Raw genomic sequence first — 12,096 nt, 5'->3', positions numbered from 1 at the left:
CTCGCGACGAGAACGTTTGTTTTTAATTATATTAAAACAGACGTTTATATTGAATAAATGTATCCCCTTTACAAGCAGGATTTGCAATATATTGAAAAGGCCTTTAAAGAGAGTGATGAAACAAAGATTGGAGAAATACTGCAAATTTCGAATAAAAAGGGTGTTTCTATTTTTGAATCTGAATATAAAGATTCTTTTATTCAAGAAGTTATGGAGAAATTATCATAATATCTGTAGGAGGCTAGCCGAACTCTCACACCTCCGTACGTATGGTTCCTATACGTCGGTTAATCTATATATTAAAATTTCTATTTACTTAATCAAAAATTTCCATTAAAATGCAATATGCAAATAGAATTTATAAAGGAGTAAGGCAACATGGATTCATTTTTAATAAATAATAAAATATGTAATGTTAATATCGTTCCTTATGAAGACAAATGCGGAAATGGAACTTATATGATTTGTTACAAAGGATGGAATCTTGATTTTCACTACGATGATAAAGAATTACTATACGCTTCTATATCTGAAGATGGACCCTATTCAATATATTTCGGAAGCTCTCCATTTCCTACTTTCGGTAAAGATATAGGAATAGTAAAAGAATACTTACAGGAAAAACACGGGATAACAGATTTTCTATATTATGACTCAGACAGAGATGAAGCTAGTTATGTAAATTTTTAATCTTAATTTCAAAATATCTAACTTACAAGAGATAGCTACATATTATCATGTGACATAATAATTTTATGTAAAAGTATAAATTACAACAAAAGTCACTCAAGTTTTAATTTGAGTGACTTTTCATTGTGTATATAAGACTGTTCACGATCTCTTTTGTTTCGATTGAAAACATTTCTTCTCCTTGCATATTTGGTTCATCTTAAAAAATAACTTTAATTTGAGGCAAACTAAGGCTGAAAAATGTATATGTTTTGTTTAATTTCATCTGTATACGTTTAAAAATCATTAATCTTTTTTCTTACTTTCTTTCTAAACTTAAAGCCAAATCGATTAGCATGTACCTCATTCCTTGCAAGAAGTTTATATGCATCTAGAATATTAGACATGTGAGTTAAAATATAGATACCGACTGCAATCAGCCCAATACAAATCGGGTAATAAGGTGCTAAAAAATCATCGGAAATAATTTTTTCCTTACAAATCCAATTGGTAAGAACCAGTGATGGCCTTTCTTTCCCCCTGAGATTAATTGCTTGTAAAAAGCTGAGAAGAGCCGTAGAAAAATATAGAGTTAATTGGGGTTTTGAAACATTTTTAAACAATAGAATACCTACCTTATTTTACCTAAATGATAAACAATAATACATTCAAACCAAACTAAGGCACCTATGGAAAATGATGTTCTCTACCTCGATTGTAAATGTACAACAGGAAACCCGTTAATACTAGGTGCTCCTAAAATTAACTATGAATTTACACTTAAAGTGACTCGTCTGGAACTGTGCGTATTACAGGTAAACATGATGGTTTTCCTGCATATGAGTTTTGGCGTAAATTAGGTGGAAAAACTGCTAAACAGTATGGTTACATGACCCGCGAGTTACAGCTGATACAGTTCTGTCACTTGGACTGCCTATGGAATATACAAATGTTGATAAAGGACTTTCATATGATGCATAAAAAAATAACAAAACCGCTGTACAATCTTTTTGTACAGCGGTTTTAGTTATTTAAACCATCTTCTACAACAACGTCTTGCAACAAACAAACTTTAAAAACTTCCTAATTTCTTCAAGTATTCATCGAACCCCAAGGTAATTGATGAACCCACTGATATAGAATATCAACGATAAATTTCCCTAGAGGTAGTGTAATTGGTAAAAATACAAAGCTATAAAAAATCCCCGATAAAACAGTAGTTTGTATACTAATTGTTTCCATTCCACCTCGCACAATAGTTTCCCCTATTATTGTGCCAACGGTTCCTCCAAACAAACTGACTATTAATACTAAGACGATAGTAATTTTCCATCTTTGCTTATTCAATAAATTATTTTTCATAGATAAATAATAACCAAGATAACCAAAAGCACATGTACAAGGAATGAATAAAGCTATATATAACCAGCTTTCTCCAAAATAATTTGTAATCCCCCCCATAACTCCTTGCAATATATTCATCATCAGAAAAGGAACAATTAAAGATATAATCATTCCAATCAAAATCCCTTTTAAAGTTGCATTGAATTTCATGCTTCATCTCCTTAGTTGGGTCATAGTCCTTAAATATCTGGATAAATAACATACCCTCATACGTTATTGGATAAAGAAAAATCATTCACTTAGTTATCGGAATTAAATAAATAATCAGTTAATTATCTCTTTATTTTACCACAAAAAAATACCAAACTGGAAACTTAGAAAGAGCATAAGAGAATTAAATATGGAATTAAAAGCGTATTGTTGATGAAGATGAATCTAGACCCCATGGAGGCAGGCTCAAAATAAAGTAGAATTTTTAAATTTGGAGGGAAATGTATGAAGAAAAAAATAGGACTTGTTTTGTTTGCAATTGGTATAGTAATGATGTTAATAGGTATGACTTATTTAATGGGATATTCAACAAATGAATTTTTAAAGTATCCTTTGTATTTAGGATTGTTATTAATAGTTATATTTTTTCCTATCCATAAAAAATATTAAAAAGAAACGATGGCGTTACAACTGAAATAGTATCGATAACGGTACTTGTTGCTGTATTGATAACAGTAACTATACTAGAGCCAAGGTTTGTAGCATAAGCACGGGTACCATCTGGTGTAATCGCAATATTATTAGGTGAAGCTCCAATCGGAATAGTGCCAATAACTTTGTTGTTTAACGTATTAATGATCGAGACCGTATTAGAACTAGAGTTTGTAACATATGCACGGGTACCATTGGAGGCGATAGCAATTTTCCCGGGATTGTTTCCAACTGGAATCGTAGCCACAACGGTGTTGCTAGCAGTATTGATAACAGAAACAGTTCGCATATGAAAAGATTAAGAATTATAATTATGCTCCTTCTTATCATTCTATGAAGAAGCTTCAAATTGATATAAACAAATTACACTTAAGGAAACACTGTTTTTTTGTATATAGGTTTGAATAAAAGATAGCCTAGGCTATCCCTTTTCTCCTAGAATGCTAAAAGCTATCTCATTTCGAGATGGCTTTTTATTATGCTTTCAACTATGAATCGTTGAGGGTTAAACAGTTTATTGGAAAGAGCAAGTTTATCTCTAAAAATGTTGCTATATTAATGTTTTCGAACAAAAAAACACTCGTATTTTAAACGAGTGTTTCGTGACTTTTAGGATAACCATTTCGGCGGTGTGTTTTTCTCCCAATAAATATCCCCTAAATTATTGTGTGCCATAAAGTCGTCCTCGGCACTATGGTAGTGGAAGTTGTAATAGTAGCCGTCCTGCGGTCTTTTTTCCGTGCGGACATGGAAGCGAATTAAATCCATACCTGTTTCATTGCTAGTAATATTAAAAATTTTTTCACCATAGTTTCCACTTGGCTTTTCTGAAATTGTTAACGATGCTAATGATTCTTCGTCTAGGCCTTCTACTGTCATCGCAATGGCTTCCTCCATTTTAGGGAAGATAATAGTGTCAAACTCATTGCTAATTTTCGGGCCAATTTTTGTGCCGAATTTCATATAGGATTGCTCTTTCGCCGCATCAACGAGCGATGCATTATAGTCAATCGGGTCTTCCTGTATTTCTGTTTGTTCTATCGGAAGAGCAGCCGCTTCTGCAGTACTTGTCCCGGATGCTGGTCCGATTGAGGCACGATTTGATGGATTATGATCAAATGCTTCCCATATCTCATGTGTTGGCGTAATTAATCCAAATGTTAAAAACGCAACCATAATAACGATACTTTTTTGAATCCATTTCTTCATTAATTTACACCTTCTCTTTATGTACAAATTGGTAATTCTATTTCTAATATATACGCATAAGCCCTATAAAAGGTTTCATAATTTTATAATTCATTGTACAATATTTATGTATAAAGTAAAAACTTCACATCCTGTGAAAACGCTTGTATGACCATCGTCCTGTTGCCCCATACTAATCGGGCATTTACTCGCAGTATGCAGGATAAGTGTGTCGTTTTTTTAAAAGGAGGTACAAAACATGGAAATCGCAATGGGTATTGGTCTTTTAATAATGTTAGGTTATTTATCATCTTTATGCTTCACGAACTAATACAATTACTTTGCAAAGAGCAATAATTAATTCCCACAAAGCCTACTACATCAATATTCTGTAGGCTTTTTATTTTTTATCAACAATGCGTATAAACACTTTAATAACATTAAATTGGGGCTAATTAATAACGCTTTGGTGGGCATGTTAATAGGAATGTGTAAGTAGGATTGGGAATAATACCCCAGTCCTTTTTATTTTGCTTTCCACAAAAAACACCTGCTGTAGCAAGTGCTTATTTCATTACTTTTCTTTATTCGCATTTTTTTGAGATTCAACTTCCTTACGTCTTTGCTCTTCTTCCAATATGCGGGGTATAGAAGTTTTCATAAAGAACCCTTGCATTCGTTTATTTGTTTCAATTGGAATATTAGGTGGTTTAATTTTATTTTCTGACACTATATTCACCCCTTTCTATTTCATTGTGCCCAAATTGAAGTTATGATTCACCAATTACAGTATCATACAAATGCTGTGCATGAATATTAAGAGTTTTTACTTCTTCTGACATTTCCTTGTATAACAGAAAAAATGCCATATCAATTAGACGCACTGTATCTCGGATTTCATCGATTGCACAACACGCCATTCCGGGATTTCTATCCCAACCTTTATGAGTAATCTCGTCAATTCTGTCCATTAAACGAGCTACGGCACCTTGTACAACCTCTAATTGGTACAACCTCTAATTGAATCATCTGTGCAGATAAGTTATATGTAGTTCATCGTCAATAACTTCACGAGCATTATTGATATCGTTTTCTATTTCAGCAAGTAATGCTTCATCAGATTTCAATTGTGCCTTTTGTTCATCGGTTAATTTACATTCACATCTTGCATTCTTACGTTACTAGATGAAGTAACTTAAAGCGTTACGTTCAGCGATTAATTGTTTGTAACTTCTTTTAACATTGAACCTACTCATTGTTCATCCTTCCAAAATTCATAGTTAATTGCATAATAAAAAGCCATCTCGAAATGAGATAGCTTTTAGCTACAACATTGGTTTGAATAAAAGAAAACCATAGGCTAACCCTTTTACTCCATAGAATACACTTGGTGAAAGAATAAACCATGCTAATTTTTCATCTAATTCTTCAACCTTTTCTTTACTAGTCTTTTTCTCTATAACTTTTTCTATTAACAAAGCTATGATAATAATCATACCTGCCAATAGTAATGAAGTAATCATTTTCCACATTAATGAAAAAGCTAAGAAAAGATAAACTTCTGGGAACAGTATGAAATCAAAAATAGGTATGAATCAATCTATTATCGTTCCATCTAGAATGCTCTCAATTGATGGTTGTTCGTTTGTTAATTGTCTTTTAACTTTTTTAATAATTTCCTTTAAAAAATCTCTCATTATCTATTCACCCACAACTCATTTTTTGTTTCCAATTATTTCTACGGAATTGGAGATAAAAAGTTTCGTGCAGATTTCAACAAACCATAAAAAATAGCCCCCTTATCAAATAAATAAGAGAACTATATATAATTCATAATCTATCACTTATCTACAACCGGCTTTAATAGATTTGCTGGAATAAAATCAAAATTCTTATCTCCTACCATCAAATAACCATTAATCTCAATTCCTGGTGAATAAAAGACCGTTCCCTTCAACTCTTTTCTAGAGTATCTTGTTATCATCGGACCATTGTATAGCTCTGTATCTTCTGTTAATATATAAGAGCCTTCATTTCTTGTTATTTTTTCAAAAATTCGAATATCAGTGCTATCAAGAATACCGGTATTAATTACAGGTCCTCCTTCAATATCTCCTGCACAATAATGGCGATATAATTTTCCCTTCTCAATAGAAACTAATAATGATGATGGATTGCAAACCTCTTCACGTTTTCCAACTTTTAAATTCTCACCATATTTGATGTAGGAATATGGATATCCAGGATTTTCAACACCAAGATGATTAATCATGACAAATGCCGGATTGTTATAGAAAGATGTACGAATATCGATTGGTACTTCTTTAAAAACAACCAAATCCGTTGCTTGTACCCGAAATTGCCCCATTTGATAGAATGTTTTTCCATCATATTTCTCAATATCATACGTTTTAAAGAAATTATTACGCTTAACCATCAGCGAATCAAACGTACCATCTGAATTTTTCTTGTATACCTTGATGTCTTTTTTAAAGGTCATTTTTCCAGTCTGCCCTTTTACAACTTCTGCTCCATCATACATTACTTTTGCTTCTGATTTTGTTGGATTTACTACCGCAAATACAAATGCTACCAGTAACACAATAAATATTTTTTTCATTATTCTCCCCCTACATTTTATAAAAAACATAATATCTTAGTATTATATACTAGTAATCCGATATTCTACCAACAAATGTTAAAAACCCAACAAAAGTAGAGTGTTTACCTTTTAAGCATAGCTTTACTCTGTTCTTCTAGCGGAATAATTAATCCAAGCTTCGGTTGATCGGTCATTGCACTAATAATTTGTGTGACGATTCGATTTGGATAAAAAATAGGCTTTTCACATGTTAAATTCGAAAAATCATCTGTGCTTAATTCGATGACCATATCCACCTCTTGTTCTAACTTTGATAATTCCATTTGTAACAACGGAGTAGTTTTCTTCTATCAATTATTATGGATCTGCCATCCCGTAATCGAGAGAAAGTTGTGTTCTTTTCATTTCTCGCTAAAACTGTTAGTAATTCCGCCTCGTTTAAGGAATCCAACGCTCCTCTTTCAACAATTTTAGTATCTTTATTAAATATTTCTGTAAATGTCGGTATAATATCTGAACGAGATGATTGTCCGATCGTCAAAAACCAACTTTATTCATTTGTAGTCACCCCTAAAGTTTGAAAATATATCATTGAACCGTAAAATTTATTTAGAAGGTTACATTCATCTTTATCGGAAAACTTAGCTGCATCCTCAAAAAGCCGTTCGTATGGTGTTTTAACATCATAGCTATTCCTCCACAATTAGACAGTATCTTAGCGAAAAAAATTAAAAAATTCTGAATTTAAATGTGCAAAAAGCCCTTCAATCTATTTGTTCGACGATTCTATCCACGATTTTGGCCTTTCCTATCCATCACTTTGACTGTTCTATCCACGACTTTGGCCTTTCTATCCATCACTTTGACTGTTCTATCCACGACTCCGGCCTTTCTATCCATCACTTTGACTGTTCTATCCACGACTCCGGGCTTTATATCCATCACTTTGACTGTTCTATCCACGACTTTGGCCTTTCCTATCCACAGCTTCAGAAATGACCTTCCCAATAAATTAGACAAGGGGCAGCCTCGCTACTGCGAAGCCACCCCTTTAGTATTTAATAGGTAACATGTTTCGTAAATTGTAAAGTCTCAACCCAATCATCTGGGGAATATTATATTGAAACGTAGTTGTTTCATCACCGCGGTAAAATTCCACTGTGTGCTTTCTAACTTAAGCAACGCAAACCCAACCTTCTTTTGCGTCCTTGCAGCCCCAAAGCATGCGCCAGTGTGAATAAGTATCTTCAAAAACAAAAGTAGAATTCCAGATTACGTAAATATGCCACCTAAAATAGCACGATTCATATTATAGCATATAGTTTTTTAAAAGTAAAGATTTCATTTCAAGTTACCAAGGTATAACCTTTGAACATTCAATTTGATACCCATGTTGAGCATACCACTCTAGTAAAGAATCCCAATAGTTTTCGCAAATCACAATAATTTGTTGTGCGTCAGAGAGATTACCGGACATCACCAACTCACAAAGAACCTCAAATCCCTCAGGCTTATCTGTAAACGACAGTGCTTCAGGTAATACTTGAGCAGAAGTTGTGAAAAATTGTTTATTGTGTAATCCTAAAATCATCGCACCTGCAATGGCAATTTCCATCGCCAAAATCGGTAAAAATGTTAGCGGACCCTGCAATCCAATATTTCTCATTTTACCAATATACTCATACATTTCTTCTACTAAAGTTCGACAGATCGCTTCTTTAAATATCGAGCTATCTATTGAGCTAGCTTTTACTTTTAGTTCAGTAAAAAAATCATTCGGGTCATAAATAGGTAAAATATTGAAAAATTGTCCATGGGTCAGTGGCCATCTTTCGTCAACTGTAGTTGCTTCTTCAATTATATGTTCTGCGCTTTCAAAGTTCACTTCTGCTTTCCAATCTCCGGCTGTCCATTCATAGCAAAAGTCTTCATCTAAAGCGTTTAAAATACATTTAATTTCTATATCTGAAAATGGTCCATCTGTTTTTCGGGCTAATGATCCGTAAATCCCAATCGCTTGCACCTTCGAACCATATCTTTCTAAAACTTGGTTGGCAATTGAATAAGCAATTTTCATTCTTTCTTCTCTCGTTATTTTTTTCGGACCAATCATATTTTCTCTCCTTGTGAATAAATTATTAAATTGAGCTATATAATTGGCCGTGGAGGACCACGAGCTTAACGAGGAATTTTATCTGCCGTCATGTGCAAAATCCCCTTTCCTTAATTAACATTCTACATTCTTTTTTCCAACAAATCCGAAATTTCGTCTATATCCATGCCAAACATAACCGAGTCATGTGATAGAGGCGCAAAATAATATGTAACTTTTTCTTCCCCATATAATTTCTCTAACCGCAACCACCTTTCAGTCGGTAGCACACAAAAAGCCAACGTATCTCCGCCAAGTGAATCCATGTACCAGCGGATATGATATTTCGGAGCAATAAAGTCCTGCACAGCTTTCAAAGTTGTATCCCTATCCGTTCTTTCTTCATCATACGGGATTGCTTTCTTCACTTCATCTTTTATTAAGAAAATATCAACACACCTTGGCTTATCAATTTCAACTAGTTCAACATTTATTTTATCTTCTTCAAGTAAGTATTCGTTAAAATAATCCACGATAGATTCGTCAAAATCTTTCCAATCCACCCATACTAATGCTTCGCTATCCCAAAAGCTTTCTTCTTCCGCTAATGGATTTTTCAAAAATAGCTCGATTTCTCCCTCTATTTGATTCATACACATCCCCCTCAAATTTGATTTTAACGCACAAAGATTTGTAAATTCTTTATACCTCTACTGCATTTTCGCAATCCTGATACTTGCCAACCCCAAAAACAAACAATCTAACACTACTATATATTACCATATTTTAGATAAAAATAGAGGCCGTTCACAATGAACAAGCCTCTTAAAACGCTTAATATTTACTTCGTTCAACATCCAGAACACCATAATGAAACTTCGCAGTTGTTCTTGTTAACTGCTGAAATCTGTATTTAGCAAACCATTCTGAGCGAAAATGAGCCTTTAACACTACCCGTTTTCTCGCCACGCGATACGCTTCCTTTACCCATTCTTCCGTTAATGTCACATGTTCCCCAGCTATGCGTAGTGCTTCAAAATTATTGGCTTCTTCAATAATTTCTTCAAACATCGGATCCATATAGACGACATCAAACGTATTGTCCGGCAACGTTTTCAAATAATTAATCGCCTCAGTCTGCACCACATCTATATGGCGCATACATGCAGTTAATGGCAGCTCAGTCGTATCGTAGGATTTCATCCCTTGCTCAACAATAAATGCTACATTCGGATTCGCTTCAAGCCCAACGACTTGTCCCGCCTCGCCAACTGTATAAGCTGCCAGCATAGCGTCAGCAGCAAGTCCCAATGTACAATCTAGCACTGCATCTCCCTTTTCAAGCTGTGCCGCTTCTAAAAACGGCTCCGCTTCCCCACGAGCAACACGCTTTAAGCGAAAGGCCGCTGAATTCGGATGGAAGAAAAACGGTTCATTGGCACCAAGAGCATAATACTCAAAACGATTTTTTCCAGCGACAATCACATGTGCATGCAATTCCTGAGAAATCTTTCGAACAGAACGCTTTTTTCTTGGCTCAAACGAAGCATGTAATTGTTCACACGCAAAAGCAGCGAGCGCCAACGATAAATCGTCTGGTCTGCCCGCTGTCGTAACAATAGTTTTTATTTCTCGCATGTTTGCTCTAAAACACCTGTTAAATGTGTAACAATTTGCTCCACAGGGAACCCTTCAATTTGTTCACGTGGAATAAAGTATGCCAATTCCCCATCCTTTAAAATCGCCATCGAAGGTGAACTTGGTGGCACATCCTCAAAAAATCCACGCATCGCTACAGTTGCTTCAGGATCCTGTCCAGCAAATACAGTCACAAGATGATCAGGCTTAACTGCCTCCACTGCCTCACGAGCAGCGGGACGCGCCAATCCAGCCGCACATCCACAAACCGAGTTAATCACAACCAACGAAGTCCCCTTCGCATCTGCCATAAATTCATTTACCGCATCAGCCGTCGTAAGCTCCGTAAATCCAGCCTCCACTAACTCCTCGCGCATTGGCTTCACTACCTGTTTCATATATTCATCGTAAGCGTTCATGCTTTTACCCTCTTTCATATGTATTCGCAAATGTTATTATAGCAAGGTTTTTCACGAATGTACAAAGACTTGCCTTTTGCCCGATTTCATGCGTTTTCGGGGGAAATGTGACTTTTTCGTGATTTTAGTGACTTTTTTGTGTAACGAGGCTTGGTTTGTTAAACACTTGTTACACACTTAAAAAATGGGTTTTATTATTATTTATTCTACTGTTTTTAATTACATTACATCCATATTTTTTATAAAGATTTTCCATTTACTTTATCGTTTTACTCCAATAAAATGTAAATAAATACATACAAAAGAGGTAACAAAATGAATCCATGGATAAAGACCATTCTGGGTGTAGTCATAATAATCGGCTTCAGTATAACGTTGAATCAATTGATGGAACCTGGTATTTTAAGCACAATGTTAAAAGGCTTAGTTATTTTAATTGTATTACTTATGAATAATTTCACTACCAATAAAAATACAGAACAGAACACAAAATAAACCAAGAATAGCCATTAAGCTATCTTCAAATTTAAAGAATCCCTTTATAGCATCGATTGCTTTTTTTACAGCATCCTTTGCTTTGGTTATCGGTGACTTAATTGCTGAATAAATAGAATTCCAGTTTTCTTTAACCTTCCCAAGCAAATCACCGTTGCTGCCATCACTCCAATTTAGAGAGGCTTTTATAAATAATAATGACCAGGTACTCACATTTCATGAGCGCCTGGTCATTTATTTTGGTGACTTAATAATAAATTTTCAACCTGCGTTTTAAGTGCCATATTAGCATAAGTAAATACTTGATCCTCGCCAGCGGTGGCGATAATTAAATCACTAAAGTTTTCATCGACCTTTACCCACTTCACGACTCTAATTTTATCTTTGGCCAACAGCCTTTTAGAGTTGTAACATTCTTGTGAAATGTCGTCTAAAAGCTTATCAAGGATTGGCAAATATACTTTGCTCAATTTAAGGTTTTCAATCACTTTATAATCACGCTGTAACGACTGAACAGCCATATCATAAACCACATATTTGTGCATTAGTCTCCTTTGTTCAAAACTTATCATACTACCGAGCGCTCCTTGTGGACGATTGGAACAACTGCCAACACACTATCAATCATAAATGTACGCTTTGCCTGTTTACTGAAACAGTAAGCTTGAAACGAATTACCAACAATTTTAATGACTTTTATACGCCTTTTAGAGACTTTGCCGTCTTTAGCTAAGTACATAAGTACATCATATTTAAAAATTGATTACGTTGCATTTCTTTTATCAGTTGTTCTTTCATACCAGTTCCACCTTTCAAAAAAGAACTTTTGTTCCCTTCTTTATTTTACGCACAAACGTTCTCTTTTACAAGCAGTAAAATTTTCATGTACTTGATTAAAAATTTCTATTAAAATGCAATATGTACATAATTTCACAAAGGAGTTAACG

The 12,096-nt window shown here is 34.4% G+C and carries 15 protein-coding genes and 3 pseudogenes; 3 read left to right on the top strand and 15 right to left on the bottom strand.

Going from position 1 to position 12,096, the window contains the following annotated elements; all coding sequences use genetic code 11:
- The first annotated feature begins 378 nt into the window (after positions 1 to 378).
- A complete protein-coding gene (locus AC3WSO_RS11410) occupies positions 379 to 690 on the top strand; it encodes a hypothetical protein (RefSeq protein WP_492530848.1) in 312 nt (103 codons plus the stop codon).
- A gap of 275 nt (positions 691 to 965) precedes the next feature.
- Here AC3WSO_RS11410 and AC3WSO_RS11405 read toward each other — a convergent pair whose 3' ends face one another.
- Positions 966 to 1,292: a hypothetical protein gene (locus AC3WSO_RS11405; protein ID WP_492530846.1), complete on the bottom strand. Its 327-nt coding sequence runs from the start codon at positions 1,290 to 1,292 to the stop codon at positions 966 to 968.
- Between the two features lie 173 nt (positions 1,293 to 1,465).
- Here AC3WSO_RS11405 and AC3WSO_RS11400 point away from each other — a divergent pair.
- Positions 1,466 to 1,696 (top strand): annotated as a pseudogene (locus AC3WSO_RS11400) (hypothetical protein); the annotation flags it as partial.
- A gap of 65 nt (positions 1,697 to 1,761) precedes the next feature.
- Here AC3WSO_RS11400 and AC3WSO_RS11395 read toward each other — a convergent pair.
- Entirely contained in the window at positions 1,762 to 2,223 is a 462-nt protein-coding gene (locus tag AC3WSO_RS11395; RefSeq protein WP_492530844.1) for a hypothetical protein, read from the bottom strand.
- 285 nt (positions 2,224 to 2,508) lie between these two features.
- Here AC3WSO_RS11395 and AC3WSO_RS11390 point away from each other — a divergent pair, with 285 nt between their 5' ends.
- Positions 2,509 to 2,673, top strand: a complete 165-nt coding sequence (locus AC3WSO_RS11390) for a hypothetical protein (protein ID WP_492530842.1) — start codon at positions 2,509 to 2,511, stop codon at positions 2,671 to 2,673.
- A gap of 19 nt (positions 2,674 to 2,692) precedes the next feature.
- On the opposite strand, the pseudogene AC3WSO_RS11385 reads toward AC3WSO_RS11390, so the two are convergent.
- From AC3WSO_RS11385 to AC3WSO_RS11325, 13 genes and pseudogenes are all read right to left on the bottom strand, one after another.
- Positions 2,693 to 2,998, bottom strand: a pseudogene (locus AC3WSO_RS11385) (YncE family protein); the annotation flags it as partial.
- Positions 2,999 to 3,324: 326 nt separating this feature from the next.
- Positions 3,325 to 3,924: a YpjP family protein gene (locus AC3WSO_RS11380; RefSeq protein ID WP_492530841.1), complete on the bottom strand. Its 600-nt coding sequence runs from the start codon at positions 3,922 to 3,924 to the stop codon at positions 3,325 to 3,327.
- Between the two features lie 553 nt (positions 3,925 to 4,477).
- Complete coding sequence (locus tag AC3WSO_RS11375; protein WP_492530839.1) at positions 4,478 to 4,633, bottom strand: hypothetical protein; 156 nt, start codon at positions 4,631 to 4,633, stop codon at positions 4,478 to 4,480.
- A 40-nt stretch (positions 4,634 to 4,673) separates the two neighbouring features.
- Positions 4,674 to 4,916, bottom strand: coding sequence for a hypothetical protein (locus AC3WSO_RS11370; RefSeq protein ID WP_492530837.1), 243 nt, complete (start codon positions 4,914 to 4,916; stop codon positions 4,674 to 4,676).
- A gap of 312 nt (positions 4,917 to 5,228) precedes the next feature.
- On the bottom strand, positions 5,229 to 5,435 hold the full coding sequence (locus AC3WSO_RS11365; protein ID WP_492530836.1) for a hypothetical protein: 207 nt from the start codon (positions 5,433 to 5,435) through the stop codon (positions 5,229 to 5,231).
- A 308-nt stretch (positions 5,436 to 5,743) separates the two neighbouring features.
- Positions 5,744 to 6,523: a hypothetical protein gene (locus tag AC3WSO_RS11360; RefSeq protein ID WP_492530835.1), complete on the bottom strand. Its 780-nt coding sequence runs from the start codon at positions 6,521 to 6,523 to the stop codon at positions 5,744 to 5,746.
- 104 nt (positions 6,524 to 6,627) lie between these two features.
- Positions 6,628 to 7,046 (bottom strand): annotated as a pseudogene (locus AC3WSO_RS11355) (AroM family protein).
- A gap of 810 nt (positions 7,047 to 7,856) precedes the next feature.
- The gene (locus AC3WSO_RS11350; protein ID WP_492530833.1) at positions 7,857 to 8,618 is read right to left on the bottom strand and encodes an ANT(4')-I family aminoglycoside nucleotidyltransferase; all 762 of its coding nucleotides are present in this window, start codon (positions 8,616 to 8,618) and stop codon (positions 7,857 to 7,859) included.
- A 122-nt stretch (positions 8,619 to 8,740) separates the two neighbouring features.
- Positions 8,741 to 9,250 carry a hypothetical protein gene (locus AC3WSO_RS11345; RefSeq protein ID WP_492530831.1) on the bottom strand — a complete coding sequence of 170 codons (510 nt, stop codon included), beginning with the start codon at positions 9,248 to 9,250 and terminating at the stop codon, positions 8,741 to 8,743.
- A gap of 181 nt (positions 9,251 to 9,431) precedes the next feature.
- A complete protein-coding gene (locus AC3WSO_RS11340) occupies positions 9,432 to 10,235 on the bottom strand; it encodes a class I SAM-dependent methyltransferase (protein WP_492530830.1) in 804 nt (267 codons plus the stop codon).
- Positions 10,223 to 10,654: a BrxA/BrxB family bacilliredoxin gene (locus tag AC3WSO_RS11335; protein ID WP_492530829.1), complete on the bottom strand. Its 432-nt coding sequence runs from the start codon at positions 10,652 to 10,654 to the stop codon at positions 10,223 to 10,225. Before AC3WSO_RS11335 ends, AC3WSO_RS11340 begins: the two co-directional genes overlap by 13 nt.
- Before the next feature lie 441 nt (positions 10,655 to 11,095).
- Positions 11,096 to 11,362, bottom strand: a complete 267-nt coding sequence (locus AC3WSO_RS11330) for a hypothetical protein (RefSeq protein ID WP_492530827.1) — start codon at positions 11,360 to 11,362, stop codon at positions 11,096 to 11,098.
- 17 nt (positions 11,363 to 11,379) lie between these two features.
- Entirely contained in the window at positions 11,380 to 11,721 is a 342-nt protein-coding gene (locus AC3WSO_RS11325; RefSeq protein ID WP_492530825.1) for a YhjD family protein, read from the bottom strand.
- Between the last annotated feature and the right edge of the window lie 375 nt (positions 11,722 to 12,096).

This window comes from Lysinibacillus sp. EB106-09-02-XG168, assembly GCF_058791475.1.
Note: the sequence above shows the minus strand (reverse complement) of the source record. Positions and strands in the feature narration are given on the sequence as shown.